The sequence below is a fragment of the Priestia sp. BR_2 genome (assembly GCF_041954005.1).
Taxonomy (GTDB): domain Bacteria; phylum Bacillota; class Bacilli; order Paenibacillales; family Paenibacillaceae; genus Paenibacillus_AQ; species Paenibacillus_AQ lautus_A.
Genome location: NZ_JAVFHM010000170.1, coordinates 15,155 through 37,024, shown reverse-complemented (window position 1 = coordinate 37,024; position 21,870 = coordinate 15,155). Strand labels below are relative to the sequence as shown.

The following is a 21,870-nucleotide window of genomic DNA, read 5'->3' as shown; positions in this document are numbered from 1 at the left end:
GCAAGCAAGTGGTGTAGGTATGGAGCGAAAAGGGGGAGGGGATGAATCTTACATAGTTAAGTTTACCTGGATTGGTAACCGCTTTCAAAAACGAGTGGATTTCGAGCGATATGCGAAGCTGGGCAAGTCATCAAGGATACCACCCGGGTGACACCAAGAGGAACAGACATTCATGGAAATGCTGTATCATTTGCAATCGAAATTTAATCGACAGAGGTGAAAACGGTGATACCCTTTATCACGAAAAGACGCCCGAAATGGGTACTGTGTTTTTTGGCCCTTATTCTCATGTTTACCCCACTGCTTCATGCGCCTGCATCCTTTGCAGCAGAAGGCGCATCTCCTTCAGAAATTACCGCAACGAGCTCCGGCATCGAGCCGGTGACGGTAACAGGCTCGACCTATGGCTCCCAGGATCCGCTAGCACCGCAGAATCTGCGAATTGTGCAAGACTCCATCACGGCCACCGAAGCAACGATACTATGGGATTACGACAAAAATAATCCGCAGCATACGTTTGATATTGATGTCTGGAACGCCGTGGATGATACATGGTATACATGGGGGAACGGCGGAAGCCGGACCCTGGATGATTTGAAACCCAACACAACCTATAAATTATACATTACATGGTATGAGAGACCGTCTCAAGGTCCGGACCAACGGCATAAGAGTAATGTAATCGAGTTTACTACGCTGGATGGCGAGGTTAAGCCTCCAAAAACGTCCGCTCCCCAGAATCTGCGATTAGTGGAGGTAACGCATAACCAGGCTACCTTTGAATGGGATTTCCTCAAGGGAGACAAGAACGATATCGATGTCTGGAATGCAGATACGGATGCTTATATCACGTGGGGAAATTTAACCACGCATGCCGTTACAGGGCTTAAGCCCGAGACAACCTACCGCATATATATTACCTGGTATGACCACAGGCCCTCAAAGGATATGAAGAGCAATATTCTTGAATTCACGACCACCGCGGATCAAACCGTATATGAACAAGCTCCGATTTCAACTCCGAGTTACCTGAAAGTAACGGACGTTTCCGAGAAATCGGTGACCTTAAATTGGGGAGCAAGCTCAGGAGCTACCGGATACGAGCTGTATGTGGACGGGAATAAAGTCGATACCTTGGAAACGGTGACGTCGGTCACGTACTCCCTGGACCCAACAGCCAATCGCGATTATATCTTTGAAGTTACTGCTCAAAAAGCATTGCAGGGACAGAACCCGGAAACTTCGGTGAAGAGTAACGCTGTACATTTAAAATGGGGAGAGCTCGCTGCACCAAAGGGGCTGCAGGCTGTTACAGCTACAAGGTCTACCGTCTCCTTGGGATGGGCTCCGGTTCCGGGAGCAACGGGCTATCATATTTATCAGGACGGAAATAAGGTGGCGACAAGCAGCGAGAACCGGTTTGTGGCTGCCGGATTGCAGGAAGGTAAGACGTATTCGTTCCAGATCATCGCTGTTAACCCTTTATGGACATCGCCGATCAGTCAAGCGATTACGGTTGTACCAGGCAGCAATTATAATAATATTACCTACTACACCTCTTGGTCAGCACTACCGGCCGAACGGAATTTCTATCCGTCCGATCTTGACGTTTCTCAAATCACGCATATCAATTACGCGTTTGCTGATTTGTGTTGGAAGAAGTTCGGAAGCACGGTAAGAGCATGTGAAGACCCAAAGGTTCCGCTGCAAAATCGATACGTGTATGATGGCGAGATGATACTTGGCGATCCCGAAAAGGATTTCGAAAATTTCCAAGCTTTCGAATCCGTGAAAGCCGCTAATCCGCATTTGAAGCTTATGATATCGGTTGGCGGCTGGTCCTGGTCCAATCATTTCTCCAACATGGCCAAGACCGAAGAAACACGCCGGGCCTTTGCGAATTCCGCGGTGGATTTCCTCCGAGAATACAAATTCGATGGTTTGGATATCGATTGGGAGTATCCTGTTGAAGGCGGGGAAGACGACAACTCCCGGGGACCGGAGGATACGGAAAACTTCACATTGTTAATGAAGACCGTTCGCGAGGCGCTGGATGCTGCAGGATCAGAAGACGGGAAGTACTATCTGCTGACGATTGCTTCCGGGCAGGGCGATAATTTCGTTAAAAATGCCGATCTTGCGAATTCCGTGACGTTTCTCGATTTCATCAATATCATGACTTACGATTACAGCGGCAGCTGGGAGACGCTGGGTCACCATAATGCACCGCTGTTCTTTGACCACAAGCATCCAAGAGCCGCCTCCTCCGCTCCGAGAAATCATGTGCTCGGCGGTTTGCTGGGCCATCTGAACGGCGGGGTGCCAACGCACAAGCTGATCGCCGGGGTGCCATATTACGGTAAAGGCTGGGATGATTGCCCGCCTACCGGCCAATATCAGACTTGCAAAGGCGGATCCGCGTTAAAGACATGGGAAGCGGGCGTTTTCGATTTCAGCGATCTCGAGAATAACTACATCGACAAGAACGGTTATAAGAGATACTGGAACGAATCCGCCAAAGTTCCATACCTGTACAATGAGCAAAATAAAGTGTTCATCACTTACAACGATAAGGACACCATGAAATATACGGCTTCCATCGTGAAATCGCTGGATATCGCAGGCGTCATGAGCTGGGATATCAGCGGCGACCGCAATAAGACGCTGACGACCCAACTCGTTCACGATCTGCCGATCAACGGCAAAGTCCATGCATCGGCACTCCCGGCTCCAGGGAATCTGGCCAAGGTAAGCGCCGATTCCGGCTCCATCCAGCTGAAATGGGATGCCGTGACGGGAGCAACGGGATATGAAGTGTACGTGAATCATGCGTTGTCCGGCTCGGTGGCAACGAACGGTTATACCGTGAAGGGCCTCAGCCCCCTAACGAATTACAAGATCCATGTGCTTGCCGTGGATCGAACGGGAGATGAGATCAACCGCGTCTCCAGCGCTTCAAATCAGCTGAGCATCACGACTTCGGGCAACGGCTCCGGTGGCTCTGAAGGCGGAGGAGGCTCCGGCGGATCCGGTTCTACAACGCCATCGACGCCACAGCCGCCTAAAGGCAAGGATCAACTCGAAGCCAACGTTGTGCTTGAAGGAGATAAGGCTCTAGTTACCGTGCCTGCGGCTGCGGCGGTTAACGGCATTAACCAATCGGAATCCTCCAACTTCCAGCTCCATGCAGGTGCCGGCGCGAAGCAGGCGGTGCTGGAAATTCCGCAAGAAGTGATTGCGGCCATTGCGAAAAAAGGGGCCAAAGCCAGTCTGTCCGTTTTCCTAAACGGTACGGAATACCGGATTCCGGCTTCGCTCATCTCGGTTTCCGGGCCGGTGAGAGTCTCGATTGTGGCTCCAGACAATAAGGACGCAGCAAGCCTGGCCGCCTTGCTTCAAGGGAAAGAAACACTGGCGAGTCCGCTGCAGTTCAAGCTTGAGCAAGTACACGCGGATAAAACGGCAACCGAGCTGACACGCTTCGGGAAATCCCATGTCAGCGAGTTTGTTACCTTGGATGCGAAAAAGATAAATATAAAACGTGCGACCGGAGTGGTCTATATACCGGGTACAAACGAGCTTCGATCCGTTCCGACATTGTTTAAAGTGAATACGGACGGCACGGTGACCGTTGAAATCAAGAAAACCGGCAGCAGCGTTTATGCGCTGGTACAGCAGGATATCCGATTTAGTGACGCGATTCCTTCATGGGCACGGGAAGACGTGGCGCAAGCTGCCGCCAAAATGATCGTATCCGGAGAAAATAACGGTTCGTTCGGTGCAAATAAAAACATTACCCGTGCCGAGATCATCTCCATCCTGGTGAAAGCGCTGGGTCTATTGCCTGACGACAAGGATTCCAGCTTCAAGGATGTGGATCCGAAATCCCGATACGCCAGAGAAATCGCGGCTGCCAAAGCTGCAGGACTGGTGAAGGGACGCACAGGCGATATCTTTGATCCCAACAGCTTGATTACGCGCGAGGAATTGGCGGTTATTCTAAGCAATGTGCTGGAGTATGCCGGTAAGAAGAATGAAGCTGACCAAGGCCTGTTAAACAAATTCAAGGATCACTCCAGGGTTTCGTCCTATGCGAAGTCTTCCGTCGCCATTGTCGTAGAACGGAAGATAATGCTGGGGGTGTCTGCTACCAAGCTGGATCCGCAATCTCACGTAACCAAAGCGCAAACGGTCTTAACGGTTATGAGATTACTGCGTGCAGCGGAGTTATCGAACTAATATGACGGTATAAGGGAGCGGAGGCCATTTTGACGGATGTGTTTTTCAAGGAATTGGACGAATAATGGCTTGAACATAGCAAGCGAAAAGAAATGCCATGCCGCTGCCCATGCTAAGATGAATCTATCAAATGGATGAGGTGATCGTAGATGGCATTGAAAATCGATAATATTTTTGTGAATCTTCCGGTTAAGGATCTGGAGAAAACGAAAGACTTTTTCTCGAAAATCGGTTTTGAGTTTAATGAGCAGTTTACGGATAAGAATGCGGCCTGCCTGGTCATAGGCGATAACATCTTTGCCATGCTGCTCACCGAGGATTATTTCAAGACGTTCACCAAGAAAGATCTGTCGAATGCGGCCAACACAACGGAAGTGATTCTGGCGCTGTCGGCAGAAAGCCGGGAGCAGGTGGATGACATCGTGAACGCTGCGCTGGCTGCTGGGGGATCGCCTTCCAACGACCCGGTGGATCACGGGTTTATGTACGGATGGAGCTTCCAGGATCCGGACGGACATCTATGGGAAGTCATGTACATGGATCAGAGCCATGTCGAATAAAGCAGCGTTATCCTAAGCAGGATCGCAACCTGAACGACATATCCTAATAGAATGAAGCGGCAGATGACTCCAAGAGACGGGGGGAAACTGCCGCTTTACTTTTATTTCGAAATCCACTATATTTGTATGTGCAAACAATATGAGGCGTTTCAACATGATGAACTTCAGCCCGAAAGAGGTAACCGTTATGCTCAATACGTATATCAAAGAATGCCTTTACTTCACAGCCAATCGCCTTAGCCGGGTCATGACCAAGATGGCCGAAGACGAGTTTGCCGCAAGCGGATTGTCGCCTACGTATGCATATCTGCTTATGGCTGTATATGAGAAGGAAGGGATCTCGCAGAAGGAATTAGGCGAAATTCTACACCTCCAGCCATCCACCGTAACCCGACTGATTGAGAAGCTGGCCGCTAAAGGACTGGTATACAATCGGGTGGAAGGAAGGATGTCGCTGATCTATACGACCGATAAAGGAAAGGCTCTTGAGAAAGTAATACACGAGTGCTGGAACAATCTGCGTAGTCGATACGGAGATGTTTTAGGCAATGCCGAAGGGGATGAACTATCCCTGCGCCTATACGAGGTTAGCGATCGATTAGAGAATAAGGACTGAACGCAAAAAAGGCCCTTCAAGCCAAACTTGAAGGGCCTTTTCTAAGATTAATTGGCTTGGACTTCCGTCGTGACCTGCCATAACACGCCGAACTTGTCTTCCAGCACCCCGAACAGCGCTCCCCAGAATTGAGTCTTCAGCGCATCAATCACCTTGCCGCCCTCGGCCAAGCGGTCAAAAGCTTCATGGGCTTCGGCATCGCTCTCAAACGACAGGCTCAGATGAATCCCGTTCCCACGCTCCAGGGTTTGGAAGATCGAGTCCGACATAAAGATCGGGATTCCTCCGGCTACCAGACTCAGATGCATGACCTTGTCCTTCAATTCTTCCTTGGTTCCGGGAACCTCGCCATGGGTTTGCACGGATAAGATTTCTCCTCCCAGTGCTTGGGTATAAAACTCAGCCTGCGCTTTTGCATCCTCAGAGAAAATATACGGTGTCAGTTTAGCCACGTTCAACATCCTTCCCAGGTTTTAATATGATGGATTCGTTTTCCTTGGTTTTAGTATAAACGGTCTCTGGCCCTCACATTTCTTCTGGATTGCTAAATGATACGGCAGTATCTCGGGGTTGTCCTATAGAATAGGCGACAGCAGGCGGGAGATGGACTCCTTGAACTTGATCCACCGCGAACGCTCCAGATACTGCTTCATCGTAAGCTGGCTGGATACCCGCAGATCCTGGTGGAAGATGTGGGTCAACTGTTTCGATATATGCTCATCGTACAGGAATGCGTTCACTTCGAAATTCAGCTTGAAGCTTCGAACGTCGATATTCGCCGTGCCCACGGACGAAATCTTCTCATCGATGATGATCGTCTTGGCATGAATAAAGCCATTATTGTAGAGATACACATTAGCCCCGGTACCCAGCATTTCCCCGATATAAGATAAGGTAGCCCAATACACGAAGGGATGATCCGGTTTATCCGGAATCATCAGATGCACCTCTACGCCGGAAAGCGCCGCAATGCGCAGTGCATCCAGGAGGCTGGCATCCGGGATAAAATAAGGCGTCTGAATATGAATCGATTTCTTGGCGGACGAAATCATTTTGATATAACCGTTCTTGATGTGTTCATATCGGGAATCCGGACCGCTGGTAACAATCTGAATCCCGACATTGCCGGGCGAATTGATCTTGGGAAACAGATTCGATTCGTAAGTGATATCGTTATGATGCGAAGCCTGATTCCAGTCCAGAATGAAGCGAACCTGCATCGCATAAACGGCCTCGCCTTGGATGCGCAGATGGGTATCCCGCCAATACCCGAACCTGGAGTTGAGGCCCAGGTACTCGTCCCCGACGTTGAAACCGCCGACATACCCGATATTGCCGTCGATGATCGCCAGCTTTCGGTGATTCCGGTAATTCAGCCGCAGGTTAATGAAGCGCAGCTTGGACGGGAAGAAGGCCTCGGCTTCTCCACCGGCTTCGCGGAATGCCTTGAAGAAGCCTTTGGTTAGTTGACGCGAGCCCAGCTCATCGTATAGAACACGGACCTTCACGCCTTCATTAGCCTTTTGGGTCAACAGGGAGATCAGCTTCTTGCCAAGCTCGTCGCGGCGGATAATGTAGTACTGAATATGTATATAGTCTTTGGCTTCCTCGATATCCTGAAACAACCGTTCAAACTTCCTGCGTCCATCCGTAAAAATTTCAACATGGTTGTCGTCCGTAAGGATCGCCTGGTTCTCATTGATATGCATATGGATCAAATCGCTGTTGTCCGCCGCCGCTTGATTGGTGAACGGGTATTCGCCGTTGTTCATCCCTTCCATTTGGGACAGCAATACTTTCTCGATGCCGGTTTTTTGCAGATCGTCCCAATGAAAGAGACGGATTCTTCTTAAATTCTGGGCGAACAGCAAGTACAGCACAAAGCCCAGAATCGGGATAAAGGACAGCACCAGCAGCCATGCCCAGGTGGAGCCGGCATCCCGCCGTTCCCTGAAAACCACGAACATGGAGAACACGATATTCAGAACGATGATCAGACCGAGAATGATGGATGTAACATGCATGTTTATGATATCCTCCTACACTATAGCCTTGCCCTAGCAATCCTTCATATTATACGTGAGGCGTTAGAAGAAGTATATATCGGCGGCATGGAGTGAAACCGAAAGGTCCTAAAACGTTGGCGGGTAGGGTAAGGTCGCTCGCAACGAATATAGAAGGAGCCATTTGAATCCGTACTCGTTGTCATGATACGATGGTGAAAAAATAGGAGAAGGGGCATGCTTTTTGCTGAAAATGAACAAGTTTTTCAAATTGTGTCTTGCCGTGATCCTGGTGCTGACCATCATTTATTTGGGATCGCTGGTGGATTTTATATTCAGACCCGTACTTTCGTTCTTCTCCATCATCCTCGTGCCGTTGATGCTGTCGGGATTCTTCTATTACCTGCTCAGACCGCTGGTTGATCTCCTGGAAAAACGCAAGCTAAATCGCTCGCTGGCCATCCTGCTCCTGTATGTCGTGTTCGCGGGTATCCTTACCGGCTTTATCCTGGGCGTATGGCCATCGCTGCGCGATCAGATCGTGGCTCTCGTACAGAACGCTCCAGCCTTGTTTGCCAAGCTTGGCGAGCAGCTTCAGGAATTGGAGAATAACGGTTTTTTCCAGGATATTTTTCCGGAGAACGCCAACCCGCTTACACAGCTCACCGATTATTTGAATCAAGGCTTCACGTTCCTGACGAATTATATTATGAATCTGTTCTCGTTCGTGTCGAATTTTGCCATCGTATTGTTTACGTTCCCGATTCTCCTGTATTACATGCTGAAGGAAGGCGGGAAATTCGGGAAGATGGTGGTCAGCTTTTTGCCTGACCGATTCAAGGGCGAGGGAGCCTCGGTGCTGGATGAAATCAACAATGCACTCAAAGGCTTTATCGTAGGCCGGGTTCTCGTCAATTTGGCGCTGGGGGTTCTGATGTATATCGGATTCCTGATTATCGGCCTGCCTTATGCGCTGCTGTTGACGGTCGTGGCGGTCATCGCGAATTTCATACCGTTTATCGGCGCCATTCTATCCTCGATCCCGATCGTGATTATCGGCTTTATTCAGTCCCCGGGAACCGCGATCTGGTCCCTTGTCGTCATTCTGGCGGCCCAGCAGATTCAGGACAACCTGATTGGTCCGTATATCTTCGGCAAACAGCTGGCGATCCATCCCATTACCATCATTATCCTGGTGCTGGTAGGACAGGATCTTGGCGGGATTATCGGAATTCTGCTGATCGTACCGATCTATATGATCATTAAAATTATCGTAACCAGAGTGTACCAGCTGTTCTTTAAGGAGAAATGGCAAAAAGCCTAAGCGTGGGATAGGGAGGCGGCCTTTAGCCGCATATTAAAGCTGCCCAAGAGCGAGGAATCGTTCTTGGCGGCTTTTTATAAATTTGGGGTGAACAGGAGCTTGACAACGATAAGAAAATTATTTAATCTTAAATTAAAGATATTAAATATAAAGATTATTTATGATTTATGGCTCATCCATCATGCAAAACGGATCATGAACGGAAATAACGGGTTTCGACACGAAACGGTGAGGGAGAGATGGGATATGACATTACATACGGCAGGCATTCATCATATTACCGCTTATGCGCAGGATCCGCAGAAGAACGTTGATTTTTATACAGGCGTGCTAGGACTCAGAATGGTAAAGAAAACCGTGAATTACGATGCGCCCGAGGTATATCATCTGTATTTCGGGGATGAAGGAGGACAACCCGGAACGATCATCACTTTCTTCCCTTCCTCCGCTTCGCGAAGAGGGCTGCGTGGAGGAGGACAGGCAGGATATACGACCTTTGCCGTTCCTGTAGGGGCCCTGCCTTATTGGGAACAGCGGCTGCGGAGCTTTGGCGTTCCCGTCATGAAGGCTTTCCGGTTTAACGAACAATATCTTCAATTCTCCGATCGGGACGGACTTTCGCTAGAGTTGGTGGAGCGGGAAGGCGGTCCGAATAACGGCTGGTCCGTGGACGATATAACTCCGGATACAGCCATTAAGGGATTCGGCGGCGCGGTTCTGTTCAGCAGCAAATGGGAGGAAACGAAGAAGGCGCTGGAGAACGTCATGGGACTGACCTACATTGGAGAGGACGTCAATTATGCCCGGTTTCAAGCTGCGGGCCCCTTCGGCAACGTGATTGATCTGCCGATGCGGGATATTCCTTTGGGAGCCGGAGGTGCCGGAACGACCCATCATATCGCATGGCGGGCTCAAGATGATGTGGAGCACGGCAAATGGCATGAATGGGTGAAGGAGCAGGGATTTCGCCCTACGGATATCAGGAACCGTAACTATTTCAAAGCGTTATATTTCAGGGAACGTGGGGGGATCCTGTTTGAGATCGCAACCGATCCGCCCGGATTTACGGTGGACGAAGACCTGCACTCGCTGGGGGAACAATTAAAGCTTCCTGCCTGGTTCGAACCGGAGCGTGCCCGAATCGAGCAGGGGTTGGAGCCTATACAAGTCAAAAATACAGGAGAGGGGCAACTCAAGTGATATCCATTGACCCGAATACCCAAAGCGAACGGGACACATACAAGCTGCTGATTGGAAGCGTCGTTCCGCGTCCGGTCGCTTTCGTTACGACATTATCGGCGGATGGCGTGCTGAATGCGGCGCCGTTCAGTTACTTTTCCATTGCGTCGAGCAATCCCCCTTTGCTGTCGGTTTCCGTTCAGCGAAAGAACGGTGCACCCAAGGACACGGCGAGAAATGCCATGCAGAGCGGCGAGCTTGTCATCCACATCGTGGACGAAGATACCGTTGCAGCCGTGAACGAAACGGCGGCGAATCTGCCTCCGGACGAAAGTGAGCTTGACCGAACCCGTTTAACCCCGGTCGTTAGTGACGTTGTTAAGGTTCCCGGCGTTCTGGAATCCAAGATCCGCATGGAATGCGTGCTGGAGCAGGTCGTCACGTTGGATGGCGCGGATCAGCTGCCTGCCGCTGATCTATTGATTGCCCGCGTCGTCCGATTTCACGTGTCCGAGGAGCTCTACGAGCATGGCCGGATTGACGCCTCGAAGTTGAAACCTGTGAGCCGCATGGCAGGAAATATCTATTCGACCCTGGGAGAGATGTTTACGATTGAGCGTCCGGTCTGACAGGGCTTGAGCTTGAATAGGGTTATTGCTTTGCGACTATTTTTAGCGAACATTCTTTTTCTTCGATAGGTTGCCGGTCATTCATTAGGAAACGGGGTATTGGAATATCATGGTCGGTATTTGCCCATTCTACATGAATGGATAGCCGGTTGATGAATTTACAACATAGGAGTGATCAACGCATGAAATTTGATTCCAAGGTTGTCATCGTGACGGGGGGCGCCAGCGGGATTGGCGAAGCGGCAGTCAGACTTTTTGCGAAAGAGGGAGCCAAGGTCGTTATCGCGGATTATTCCGACCAGGGACAAGCGGTTTCCGACGAATTGAGAGGAGCCGGCTTTGAAGCGCTGTTCGTCAAAACGGATGTAACCCAAGAGCAGGAAGTCGCGAATATGGTGAATCAGACGGTGCAGCATTTTGGCCGTGTCGATGTATTGTTTGCCAACGCAGGCATTGCCCATGATGCTCCTGCCGATCAGTTAACGATGGATAACTGGCAGAGAACGATTGATATTAATCTGACAGGGGTCTTCCTGTGCGATAAATATGTTATTCAGCAAATGCTGTCCCAAGGAACCGGAGGGGCAATCGTAAACTGCGGCTCGATCCATAGCCATGTCGGAAAAGCAGGGGTAACCGCCTATGCTTCGGCCAAGGGAGGCGTCAAGCTGTTAACCCAGTCGCTCAGCGCAGACTATGCCTCCAAAGGAATCCGAATCAATGCCGTGTGTCCGGGATATATCGATACGCCGCTGATCAAGGGAAGAACGGAAGCGATCACGCAGCACCTGGTCGGTCTTCATCCGATGGGCCGTTTGGGACAGCCGGAAGAAGTGGCCAAAGCCGTGTTGTTCCTCGCCAGTGAAGATGCCTCCTTCATTACGGGCACGAGCCTGCTGGTGGATGGCGGCTATACCGCGGTATGATGAGAAAAGCCCTGATGCTAAGCATCGGGGCTTTTTTTTAAGTCATTCCAGGCGTTGTTATCAGACTTATTATGGAGTGTTTCAAAAATTTTTTTTCGGTTCCGTATTTCATACGGGCAGACTTCCTGATCCGGGGCTCATTCATGGCATAAAACATATATGGCATGAACGATTTCCGCAAGACCCGTCAAATGCCTGCTATATAGCGGAAAATGGAGCATGGATTCCATGACCAATCCGGTGTATGGACAGCCTTAAATAAGGTGTTCAAAAGGCTCAATATCCTCGTTGCAAAAACGGTGTTTTTTACTTCTGAATTTCCAGAAAAAGCGGTTAAAGGGGTTTGACTTTTCCTGAGCTTCCCTTTATCATGAACACACGCTTAGTTTCCGGCATACATATTCCGGAAAGCGGGGGAACCAGTTTCACCAGGGGCGAGTCACTTGGAATTCACGAGTGTAGGGTACCATCTTACCCGAGTCCGTCAGCTAACCTCGTCAGCAGTGGATGGGTCTTGCATACATAATGGATGTTCATACAAAAGGCCCTTTATTCTCTATAGGGGCCTTTTCTCTATTTTTTGACCCCCTGCTGGCGGAGCTATGTCTAGATCCCCTGTTTGGTGGCCTTTTTGCATTCAATTACAGAGGAGGGGCAGCGCCTGCAAATGTGGAACGAATTGAATCGGTCAGACGGCATTGGGTCAAAGCGTGCAAGGAAGCGGATGAATCATCTTCCCTGAAGCCTCGTCCCATGCACGGGTATCTGAATGTCTATATATCCAAGTTAACGCATGTGCTAACACGGATAATTTCGTCATGCCGTTTTTTTAAGAAAGTGAAAAGCTATTACGAAAGGTTGTGGAAGGTTTTGAAGAAAGTGGTTGTGCTGGTGTTGTCCGTGATGATGGTGGTATTGCTCGCGGCTTGCGGCGACAAAGGAAGTACGCTGGATCGAGCCATTGAGCAGGGATATATCACCGTAGGGTTTGCGAACGAGAAGCCGTATGCCTACAAAGAAGCCAATGGGGAGCTCACGGGCGAAGCGGTTGAGATTGCCCGCGTTATTCTGGAGCGTCTTGGCATCAAGGAGATGAGAGGGGAGTTAACGGAATTCGGTTCGCTGGTCGCCGGATTGCAGGCCGATCGGTTTGATCTGATCACGGCAGGCATGTTCATTAATCCTGACCGCTGCTCTGCCGTCCTGTTCGCGAATCCGGAGTACAGCATCGGGGAAGCCCTTGCGGTAAAGCAAGGGAATCCGATGGAACTCGGAAGCTATGAGGACATTGCCAAGAATGAGCAGGCCAAGGTGGCCGTCATGACCGGCGCGGTCGAAATCGGCTACATGGAGAAATCGGGCATTCCTGCGGACCGGATCGTACAGGTCCCTGACCAGGCTTCGGCGATCAGCGCCCTCCAGGCCGATCGGGTGCAGGCGATTACCATGACGGGGCCGTCCCTGCAGGCGATGCTGGATTCAGCCAGCGACGACAGCATCGAACGCGTGGCTGATTTCGAGCAGCCGGTCATCGACGGCGAAAGCGTTCGCGGTTACGGGGCTACGGCTTTCCGCCAAGCGGATACCGAGTTCCAGGAGGCTTATAATGCAGAGCTTGAAAAGATGAAGGAGTCGGGCGAGCTGCTGGAAATTTTGCAAGAGTTCGGGTTCACGGAAGAAGAGCTTCCGGGTGAGATGACGGCCGCTGCGCTCTGCGGGGAATAGCATGCCGAATTCTTGGATCGATTTTCTTCCGACGCTGCTCAAAGGAGCAGAGATCACGATTATCGTCGCGTTCTTTTCAGCCATCCTGGCTATCGTGATGTCCTTTGCAGCCGGATTGTGCCGGCTGTCGAAGCTGTGGATCGTCCGCACGGCGACGGCCGTGTATGTCGAAGTCTTTCGGGGAACCTCCTTGCTGGTGCAGCTCTTCTGGTTGTATTTTGCCCTTCCGTTCATCGGCATCGAGCTTCCGAAAATGCTGGCGGCGATTCTCGCGATCGGACTTAACTTCGGCGCATACGGCTCCGAGATTGTTCGCAGCGCGGTGCTTGCCGTTCCGAAAGGACAGTGGGAAGCTGCCGTGGCGCTTAACATGAAGCCTTGGCAGAGGCTGTGGAACGTTATACTACCCCAAGCGTCCCTGCGAATGCTTCCCCCGTTCGGGAATCAACTTGTGGAACTCATCAAATCCACCTCGCTCGTTTATTTCATCACGATGGCGGATTTGACGTATCAGGCGATGGTGCTCCGCAACAATTACATCTCCTGGACGACCGAGATTCTGGTGCTGCTGCTCTTCATGTATTTTGTCATCGCCACGCTCGTCTCGATGGCGGTTCGACTGCTGGAGCGCAAACTGACCGCGGGGAGGCTGTAGCGGATGTGGGATTGGAAATATGTGTTTGAAATACTGCCGCAGCTTCTGAGCGCATTAAAAATGACGGTATGGGTCACGCTCTGTGCTTTTGTGGTGGCATTGATTATCGGACTGCTGCTTGCCTTTGCCGCGCGGAGTACATTTAAGCCCTTGTCGCTCATCACCAAAGGAATCATAGAATTTATTCGCAATACCCCCTTGCTGGTACAGGTGTTCTTCCTGTATTACAGCTTGCCGCTGCTGACGGGCATTTCGATTCCGGCCTTCTATGCGGGCGTCATCGGCCTGGGGCTGCATTACAGCACGTATCTGTCGGAGGTGTACCGTTCCGGCATTGAAGGGGTGCCGAAAGGACAGTGGGAAGCCGCAACCGCGCTGAACTACACGAAATCCCAGACCTGGCGGAGCATTATACTGCCGCAAGCGGTGCCGCCGATCATCCCGGTGCTGGGCAATTATTTGATTGTCATGTTTAAGGAAACGCCGATTCTATGCGCCATAACGCTGGTCGAGATGATGCTGACGGCCAAAAATATCGTGTCGCAATCATTTCGCGCTTTCGAACCGTACACGCTGGTCGGGATTCTGTTCCTGATCATCAGTTATATCGCGTCGTTGCTGGTGCAAAGGCTGGAGAAGCGTTTGAATCTGCAGCGTGGAAAATAAGGAGGGAGTCTATTGAATGCCGTTGTAATCGATGAGCAGGCTGAAGAGGCGAAGAAGCCGGGGCGGGAAAGAAATTCCGTTACGGGCTCACAGCCGATCGTGAAATATGCGGGCGTGACCAAGTCGTATGGCGACCTGCAGGTGCTGAAGGGCATCGATCTGGAGATGAAGCCGGGAGAAAAGGTGGCCGTGATCGGACCGAGCGGATCTGGCAAAACGACGATGGGCCGAATGCTGATGACGCTGGAGGAGCCGACCGAGGGGACCATCGAGGTCGATGGCGAGCTGCTCTGGCATATGGAGGAGAAGGGCAGGCTGGTCCGGGCAAACGAGAAGCATCTGCATCGGATGCGGTGCAACGTCGGCATGGTCTTCCAGCACTTCAATCTGTTCCCGCACATGAATGTGCTTCGCAACGTGACGGAAGCCCCGCGCAAGGTGCTGGGGTTGTCCAAGGAGGAAGCGGAGGAGCGGGCCGTCTCGATGCTGGGCAAGGTCGGTTTGTCCGATAAGCTGAAGATGCACCCGTCCAATTTGTCGGGAGGCCAGAAGCAGCGCGTCGCCATCGCCAGAGCGCTGGTCATGCGGCCGAAGGTGATGGTGTTTGACGAAGTAACCTCGGCGCTGGATCCTGAGCTGGTCGGCGAGGTGCTGGAGGTGATCCGGGAAATCGCCGAAGAAGGCGAAATGGCCATGATGCTGATTACGCACGAGATGGATTTTGCGAAGGAAATCGCGGATCGGGTCATCTTCGGAGCCGACGGCAGGATCGTTGAGCAAGGAACACCCGAGGAAATATTCGATCATCCGAAGAGCGAGCGGCTGCAGAGCTTTCTGCAGCGGTTCCGCTCGAACGGAAATTAGTGCTGGAAAGAGGTGTTTATGTAGATGGCTGTGGATACCGGAACCGAAGTGGTTTACCGAAGACCGGAGGCGCGGGACGGAACCCGGGTATGGGAGCTCATACGCGATACCGGATCGCTTGATCTGAACTCGCCTTATTGCTACATGCTGTTAGGGGATTACTTCAACGATACCTGCATGATCGCGGAGCATGAAGGAGACATCGTCGGTTTTATCTCCGCTTTTCGTTCTCCGCGCAATCCGGAGACGCTTTTTGTATGGCAGGTGGCGGTTGCAAGCTCGCACCGGAGGCAGGGGATCGCGAAGGCGATGCTTACCGGCCTCATGAACCAGAAGGCCTGTCATGGCGTCCGTTTCATCGAAACGACGGTATCGCCCAGCAATATGGCATCACGCCGACTGTTTCTCGGTTATGCCGAGGAGAAATCCATTCCGAGCACCGTAACGGTGGGTTACGGAGCAGAGATGTTTCCGGATGGTACGACACATGAAGATGAGCCGTTATTCGTGATTGGCCCCTTTTTCAATGACATTTAAACAAATGGAGGGAACTATGGACAACCAAGTCATGGAGAAACCGAAGCTTACCGTGTTTAACAAGCTGGAATCGGAAGTGAGAAGTTATTGCCGGAGCTTTCAGACGGTCTTTGACAAAGCCCGGAATGCCAAGCTGTGGGATACGCAGGGCAATGAATACATTGATTTTTTTGCCGGCGCCGGCGCCTTGAATTACGGGCACAACAATGAGAGGATTCGCGAAAAGCTGGTCGACTACATCCTGCAGGACGGCGTTACGCACAGCCTGGACATGGCTACGGGAGCGAAGGAAACGTTTCTGACCCGCTTTCAGGAGATTATCCTGAAGCCTCGCGGGTGGGATCACAAGGTGATGTTTCCCGGACCGACCGGCACCAATGCCGTGGAGGCCGCGCTCAAAATCGCCAGAAAAGTGACGGGGCGCAGCACCGTTCTGTGCTTTACGAATGCCTTTCACGGCATGTCGCTGGGATCGCTGGCGGTGACCGGCAATGCCTTCAAGCGCCAGGGCGCCGGCGTGGATCTGAGCCACTCGGTATTTATGCCGTATGACGGTTACTTTGGCAGCGACGTGGATACGATGGCATATATGGAGAAGCTTCTGGATGATCCGGGAAGCGGCATTCCGCTGCCGGCAGCGGTCATCGTCGAGGCGGTTCAGGGGGAAGGCGGATTGAACGCCGCCAGCCGCCAATGGCTGCAGAAGCTGGCGCGCATCTGCAAGGATAAGGGGATGCTGCTCATTCTGGACGATATCCAGATGGGCTGCGGCAGAACCGGTTCGTTCTTCAGCTTCGATGATGCGGGCATCGAGCCGGACATCGTGTGCCTCTCGAAATCGATCGGCGGCTTCGGCTTGCCGATGGCCATCACGCTGATCAAGCCGGAGATCGACATCTGGGAGCCGGGAGAGCATAACGGCACCTTCCGGGGCAACAATCTCGGATTCGTTGCCGCTGCCGAAGCGCTGAGTTATTGGAAGACGGAGGATTTTCAGCTCGATATCGGCATTCGCGAACATCGGATTCGCCAATCGCTCGAAGACGTCATGAGGGATTATCCCCGGCTTAAGGGCGAAATCCGCGGCAGGGGCATGATCCAGGGGGTAGCCTTTGATAAGCCGGAGCACGCAGGAAGGCTATCCGAAATCGCCTTTGAGCAAGGACTGATTATGGAAACGTCAGGACCGCATAGCGAAGTTGCCAAGCTGATGCCGCCGCTGACCATTGAAATGAACACGCTGGCAGAGGGACTGGGGATTTTTGAGAACAGCATGAAACAATTAGCTGCAGAGGAGAGGTTGTCATGATCGTTAAACATTTGGAAGAAATCGTGGATACGAAAGACGACATCGATACAACGACATGGAATTCGAGAAGGCTTCTGCTGACCAAAGACGGCATGGGCTTCTCTCTTAACGACACCCTGATCAAGGCCGGAACGGAGACGCTGATCTGGTACAAAAACCACGTCGAGGCCGTGTACTGCATCGAAGGGGAGGGAGAAATCGAGGTTGTCGGCGGCGAGACCTATCCCATCACCCCTGGCATGATGTATGCGCTGGACGGACACGAGAAGCATTATTTGAGAGCCCGTTCGCAGATGCGGATGGTCTGCGTATTCAATCCGCCGTTAACCGGCGCGGAAGTTCACGATGAGGAAGGAACCTACCCGCTGCTTGCCCCCATTACGGATTAAGGAGATGATATGCGATGAGTAAACATCATGCGTCGGCCCTTCAGGAAAAAGAAATGGACGTTTACCCTTCAAGAATGCATGCGGAGCCCCGGATCTTAAAAAGGCAGGATCCGGTCGTACATTCGGAGTGGACGCCGGATGCGCCGCTAACGCAGGAGCAATCCGACTTCTACGAGCGCAACGGTTATTTATTTCTGGAAGGCTTTTTTGATCGGGAGGAGCTTTCGCGATATCAGGAGGAGGCCCGCAGGCTGCAGATAACGGCACGGGACTCCGAGAAGGACGAGGTGATCCGGGAGCCCGGCGGAGACGAAGTGCGGTCGGTATTCGCGGTGCATGAGAGCCACGAAGTGTTCAAGAAGCTGTCCCAGCATCCTAGACTCCTGGCGATCATGGAATATCTCTTGGGAAGCGAGACGTATATCCATCAATCCCGAATTAATTACAAGCCGGGCTTTACGGGCAAGGAGTTCTACTGGCACTCCGATTTCGAAACGTGGCATGTCGAGGACGGCATGCCGCGCATGAGAGCGCTAAGCTGTTCCATTGCCCTGGAAGATAACTATCCTTATAACGGTCCCCTTATGGTGGTGCCCGGATCGCATAAGGAATTCGTGGCCTGCATCGGTCAAACGCCGGAGGATCATTTCAAGGATTCCCTGCGCAAGCAGGAGTACGGCGTTCCGGATCATGACAGCCTGACGCGGATGGTGAAGGAGGGCGGGATCGACACGCCGGTCGGCAAGGCGGGCTCTATCGTGATTTTTGACTGCAACATTATGCACGGCTCGAACAGCAACATCACCCCGATGCCGCGCAGCAATATATTCATGGTCTATAACAGCGTGGAGAACAAGGTCAAGCAGCCGTATTCGGGCCAGAAGCCAAGACCGGAGTATATCGCTACCCGTGATTCTCTATGATCTCGCTGTCGCTGATCGGCTCCATCATCGGCATCAATGTGGTCTATGTCTCGATTTTTTCATTGCGGCTGATTCTGATGATCAAAGGCAGGAGAGGGATAGCTTCCCTTCTGGCCATGCTGGAGGTATTCGTGTACTTGCTCGGTCTCAATCTCGTCCTGCAAAATCTGGACAATCCCTTTAATATGGCGGCCTACTGCCTGGGCTTTGGCCTGGGCGTGTATGCCGGCAGCCGAATTGAGGAGTATCTGGCACTCGGATACATCGTGGTGCAGGTGATCGTCAATTCCGTTGAGACGAACCTGGCCATGAACCTGCGGGAGAAGGGATACGGCGTGACCGCTTGGGAAGCGGACGGCAAGGATGGCAAGCGGCTGGTGCTTCAAGTGCTCGTGAAACGGAAGAATGAGCGGCGGCTGATGGAGTCACTTTCCAAAATGTCGCCGCAAGCGTTCATTATCTCCCATGAACCGAAAAGCTTCAAAGGCGGCTTCTGGGTGCGATTGACGGAAGGTCGCAAATTGTGACAAGCGTACAAACGGGATGTAGGATAGAAAGCCTGCTTCGGAACCGGGTTCCTGAAGCAGGCTTTTTGGTTTTTGTCGGGCTGAGACCGGCATGGAATTTCAGAGGTCCTGGACTTCCGCCGCTATTCTGAGCGCCATCAGGCGAAGACGGGCTCCGGTTCATTCTGGTACCAAAAAAAAGCGTAATCGGTCATCGCGGAGGAGCTTCCGAGCTGGCGCAGCATGGCGGCAATATTTCCACGATGGTAAGTGCCGTGGTTCACGACATGCAGCATGATCTCGGACAGGCGGGTATCCCGGATGCCGGCATAAGGATTATCCAATCGGATCATCCGCTCCAGGTCAGGCTGCTGGCGGAGAAACGCAGCGTATCGATCCGACAATTCGATAAACCGCAGGTTCAGGTCTTCCAGCGAAATCGCTTCAAGCTCTTCCCGAAGCTGGTAGGCCTCAGCCAATGCAGAGCTCATGTCCTTCCCGGACAAAATGTTCATCCAGCCGAGATCCACCGTGTAGATATGAATCAACGCTTCCGATACGGTCGGAAAGATACTCGTGATGGTCCGATTGTACAATTCGCCCGGAAGTTCCAGCAGACGGTTGAATATGGCCTGGTTGGCCCATACATGGTATTCATACATTTTTACAGGATAGTTCATCGAGATCGTCCCCTTTGGCTTCGTGTTATTTCCTTCTTGGGAACATTGTAAATAAAAAAGTATGACAGCGGACTGTCATACTTTTCCGTACACTTGCAGCATTTTTTCTAATTTGGCTTGCATGCGGATCCTTAAGTCGGCCGGCTCCACAATCTCGATCTCCTCGCCAAAGCTCAGCAGGGTAGACCAGAACCACCAGGAATCCGGATCATTGACCTTGAACGTGAGACGAAGCGAGCCGTCTTCATGAAATTCCCGCTGTACGTCATAGAATTGATCCATCGCTTTGGCCAGGGCCCCGGGGGACACGTGCAGCACGACTTCTACGGCATCGGGCGATGATGCCCAGTTATACCGTTCGCTCCGCCCATATGGATGTTGCTCTTGAAGCTGAGGTCCGTGCGTATGCTCCTCGGAGTGCTGGCGCATAAAGGGCTCGGCGGAGGGGGACAGCTCCGACATTCTCGAGATCCGGAATTCGCGGTAATCGTTCCTCGTTCTGCAGAAGCCGTACAAGTACCAGGATCCGAATTTATACATAAGTCGCAGGGGCTCGACTTTTCGATAAATGCGTTCGTTCTTGGCGCTTATGTATTGAAAGGAGATCACATGCTTGTCCGTAATGGCGCGGCGAAGAAGACGAAGGATTTCGTTGTACGACCGCCAGCTCCCGATATCCATGGACAATCCCTGCGAAGCGGAGTTGGCGGAACGGTCAATGGTCTGCAGGCGCTGAATCGTATCCAGGGCCCGTTCATCCTCGAACACCGTAGACATGCTGTGCAGGATGGTGATCAGGGCGCTGACATCGTAGGAACCGAGCAGGCTTTTATCCATCTTGTATTGCTCCATAATGCCGTATCCGCCGTTGACCCCTTGATAGGATACGACCGGAATGCCGGCGGCGCAGATGGCATCGATGTCGCGGTAGATGGTTCGCTGGGACACGTTATATTTCTCTGCCAAGGCTGACGCGGACAGAATCTCATTGTTCAGCAGCATGTAAATCATGGATATGAGCCGCTCCAGTTTCATCGGTACACTCTCCTATCATAATTGGATCTATTCTCCAATGATTCCGTATTATATCATAGGTTTACGGGAGGGAGAGGATTTACGGATGGGCCGGAACATGAAAAAACTACTATTATTAGGGTTGATCGTATTATCGGTTGTCGGAATGTCCGCTTGCGGCGGCTCGGGCTTGTCGGAGAACGAACGGGAGCAGATCGTGAACCAGGTCGAGAAGCTGGAGACGGCGGAATATAAGCTGCTGCATTTTCAAATGGATTATCCGGAGTATTTGGCCGAGGTGGGCGGGATAGTCAGCGAGTCTTACATGCAGGCTATGAGCGACCGGATTATTTTCGGATATAACGAGAAGGAATATCGTGCAAGCGACATGATAGAGATGTCCGCCGAAGAGTACGAGAAGCATAAGGAGCATATGCGGGGGCTGGTCAAATCTTTGGGAATGAACGAAGAGAAGGCCTCGATTCGCATTTCGGACCCTTATGAGAGTGATCAAAGTGGGGAGGTGTTTGTATATGCATCGGAATCCAGGGAACTGAAAGGAAAAACGCTGACTCAAATGAACCGCAGGTATTCCCTGGATAAAACGGAGGGTTCCTGGGTCATCACCGCCGTAGAACAGGATAAGGTCACGATCGGCAGCGATGAGACGGAGACCGACGCCGAAGCGAAGCTGGATGCACTGAAATACCGGACGCATGAGGGAGTGGATGTCAATTACCGGGATAAGATCCTCACGTTTGAGGGATGGAAATAAACGGGCGTCAAAAGGGTGGGCGGAGTCCCGGCGGCTCCGGTTCCATTCCCTTCGATTTTGCCGTACAATATAGGGAGTTCTATATATAGAAGGAGTGTGAGCCTCATGGCCCGTACCAAAACGCAAAAAGCGCTCCGCAAAGCGGAACGCGCCGGCATATGGTCAGCCGTCTCGATGAGAAAGACCAACGAGGATTATGGCGCGCTGTCACAGCATGTGAGAGTGAAGCCGACGAAACAGGAACAATTGAATAAGGTCAAACATCGAAAGCGGATCGGAGACGATGGCGCTTTTTTTGTTGGTTTCGGAGGATGTGATATAGTACGCTAGAGAGGTTAGTTCCAGGATGGA

General features: G+C 51.8%; 22 protein-coding genes and 1 riboswitch. Of the genes, 18 read left to right on the top strand and 4 right to left on the bottom strand.

Annotation, left to right across the window (positions count from 1 at the left end):
* Nucleotides 1-225 precede the first annotated feature (225 nt).
* From RB298_RS08450 to RB298_RS08440, 3 genes are all read left to right on the top strand, one after another.
* On the top strand, nt 226-4,239 hold the full coding sequence (locus RB298_RS08450) for a glycosyl hydrolase family 18 protein (protein ID WP_486046773.1): 4,014 nt from the start codon (nt 226-228) through the stop codon (nt 4,237-4,239).
* A gap of 149 nt (nt 4,240-4,388) precedes the next feature.
* Nucleotides 4,389-4,799: a VOC family protein gene (locus RB298_RS08445; RefSeq protein WP_015737586.1), complete on the top strand. Its 411-nt coding sequence runs from the start codon at nt 4,389-4,391 to the stop codon at nt 4,797-4,799.
* A gap of 187 nt (nt 4,800-4,986) precedes the next feature.
* Complete coding sequence (locus RB298_RS08440; RefSeq protein ID WP_213580984.1) at nt 4,987-5,415, top strand: MarR family winged helix-turn-helix transcriptional regulator; 429 nt, start codon at nt 4,987-4,989, stop codon at nt 5,413-5,415.
* A gap of 47 nt (nt 5,416-5,462) precedes the next feature.
* On the opposite strand, the gene RB298_RS08435 is transcribed toward RB298_RS08440, so the two are convergent.
* Entirely contained in the window at nt 5,463-5,867 is a 405-nt protein-coding gene (locus tag RB298_RS08435; RefSeq protein WP_015737584.1) for a VOC family protein, read from the bottom strand.
* Between the two features lie 123 nt (nt 5,868-5,990).
* On the bottom strand, nt 5,991-7,439 hold the full coding sequence (cls, locus tag RB298_RS08430; RefSeq protein ID WP_015737583.1) for a cardiolipin synthase: 1,449 nt from the start codon (nt 7,437-7,439) through the stop codon (nt 5,991-5,993).
* 223 nt (nt 7,440-7,662) lie between these two features.
* On the opposite strand from cls, the gene RB298_RS08425 reads away from it, so the two are divergent.
* The 13 genes from RB298_RS08425 to RB298_RS08365 all read left to right on the top strand — a co-directional run bounded on the left by RB298_RS08425 (nt 7,663) and on the right by RB298_RS08365 (nt 19,071).
* On the top strand, nt 7,663-8,742 hold the full coding sequence (locus RB298_RS08425) for an AI-2E family transporter (RefSeq protein WP_009589554.1): 1,080 nt from the start codon (nt 7,663-7,665) through the stop codon (nt 8,740-8,742).
* A 246-nt stretch (nt 8,743-8,988) separates the two neighbouring features.
* Nucleotides 8,989-9,942, top strand: coding sequence for a ring-cleaving dioxygenase (locus tag RB298_RS08420; protein ID WP_486046770.1), 954 nt, complete (start codon nt 8,989-8,991; stop codon nt 9,940-9,942).
* Nucleotides 9,939-10,550 carry a flavin reductase family protein gene (locus RB298_RS08415; protein ID WP_213580927.1) on the top strand — a complete coding sequence of 204 codons (612 nt, stop codon included), beginning with the start codon at nt 9,939-9,941 and terminating at the stop codon, nt 10,548-10,550. Before RB298_RS08420 ends, RB298_RS08415 begins: the two co-directional genes overlap by 4 nt.
* A gap of 182 nt (nt 10,551-10,732) precedes the next feature.
* The gene (locus RB298_RS08410; RefSeq protein ID WP_009589549.1) at nt 10,733-11,476 is read left to right on the top strand and encodes an SDR family NAD(P)-dependent oxidoreductase; all 744 of its coding nucleotides are present in this window, start codon (nt 10,733-10,735) and stop codon (nt 11,474-11,476) included.
* 369 nt (nt 11,477-11,845) lie between these two features.
* A riboswitch (cyclic di-AMP (ydaO/yuaA leader) is annotated at nt 11,846-11,992 on the top strand.
* A 354-nt stretch (nt 11,993-12,346) separates the two neighbouring features.
* Nucleotides 12,347-13,201: an ectoine/hydroxyectoine ABC transporter substrate-binding protein EhuB gene (ehuB, locus tag RB298_RS08405; RefSeq protein WP_085981253.1), complete on the top strand. Its 855-nt coding sequence runs from the start codon at nt 12,347-12,349 to the stop codon at nt 13,199-13,201.
* Nucleotide 13,202: 1 nt separating this feature from the next.
* Nucleotides 13,203-13,856 (top strand): ectoine/hydroxyectoine ABC transporter permease subunit EhuC, encoded by a 654-nt coding sequence (gene ehuC, locus RB298_RS08400; protein ID WP_486046767.1) that lies wholly within the window; start codon nt 13,203-13,205, stop codon nt 13,854-13,856.
* A 3-nt stretch (nt 13,857-13,859) separates the two neighbouring features.
* A complete protein-coding gene (ehuD, locus tag RB298_RS08395) occupies nt 13,860-14,522 on the top strand; it encodes an ectoine/hydroxyectoine ABC transporter permease subunit EhuD (protein WP_090913364.1) in 663 nt (220 codons plus the stop codon).
* A gap of 12 nt (nt 14,523-14,534) precedes the next feature.
* On the top strand, nt 14,535-15,386 hold the full coding sequence (ehuA, locus tag RB298_RS08390; protein ID WP_486046765.1) for an ectoine/hydroxyectoine ABC transporter ATP-binding protein EhuA: 852 nt from the start codon (nt 14,535-14,537) through the stop codon (nt 15,384-15,386).
* 24 nt (nt 15,387-15,410) lie between these two features.
* Complete coding sequence (gene ectA, locus RB298_RS08385; protein ID WP_015737574.1) at nt 15,411-15,923, top strand: diaminobutyrate acetyltransferase; 513 nt, start codon at nt 15,411-15,413, stop codon at nt 15,921-15,923.
* A 16-nt stretch (nt 15,924-15,939) separates the two neighbouring features.
* Entirely contained in the window at nt 15,940-17,232 is a 1,293-nt protein-coding gene (ectB, locus tag RB298_RS08380) for a diaminobutyrate--2-oxoglutarate transaminase (RefSeq protein ID WP_096776875.1), read from the top strand.
* Nucleotides 17,229-17,621, top strand: coding sequence for an ectoine synthase (locus tag RB298_RS08375; protein WP_009589551.1), 393 nt, complete (start codon nt 17,229-17,231; stop codon nt 17,619-17,621). Before ectB ends, RB298_RS08375 begins: the two co-directional genes overlap by 4 nt.
* 14 nt (nt 17,622-17,635) lie before the next feature.
* Complete coding sequence (gene thpD, locus RB298_RS08370; RefSeq protein WP_192570507.1) at nt 17,636-18,544, top strand: ectoine hydroxylase; 909 nt, start codon at nt 17,636-17,638, stop codon at nt 18,542-18,544.
* Nucleotides 18,541-19,071, top strand: coding sequence for a DUF2179 domain-containing protein (locus RB298_RS08365; protein ID WP_015737571.1), 531 nt, complete (start codon nt 18,541-18,543; stop codon nt 19,069-19,071). Before thpD ends, RB298_RS08365 begins: the two co-directional genes overlap by 4 nt.
* Before the next feature lie 137 nt (nt 19,072-19,208).
* Here RB298_RS08365 and RB298_RS08360 read toward each other — a convergent pair whose 3' ends face one another.
* Nucleotides 19,209-19,730, bottom strand: a complete 522-nt coding sequence (locus tag RB298_RS08360) for a DinB family protein (protein ID WP_036663754.1) — start codon at nt 19,728-19,730, stop codon at nt 19,209-19,211.
* 75 nt (nt 19,731-19,805) lie between these two features.
* Entirely contained in the window at nt 19,806-20,765 is a 960-nt protein-coding gene (locus RB298_RS08355; protein WP_192570508.1) for a helix-turn-helix transcriptional regulator, read from the bottom strand.
* 97 nt (nt 20,766-20,862) lie between these two features.
* Here RB298_RS08355 and RB298_RS08350 point away from each other — a divergent pair, with 97 nt between their 5' ends.
* Both RB298_RS08350 and RB298_RS08345 read left to right on the top strand, forming a co-directional pair.
* Nucleotides 20,863-21,519, top strand: a complete 657-nt coding sequence (locus RB298_RS08350) for a hypothetical protein (protein ID WP_486046760.1) — start codon at nt 20,863-20,865, stop codon at nt 21,517-21,519.
* A gap of 105 nt (nt 21,520-21,624) precedes the next feature.
* Nucleotides 21,625-21,849, top strand: coding sequence for a hypothetical protein (locus RB298_RS08345; protein WP_036663762.1), 225 nt, complete (start codon nt 21,625-21,627; stop codon nt 21,847-21,849).
* Nucleotides 21,850-21,870: the final 21 nt, after the last annotated feature.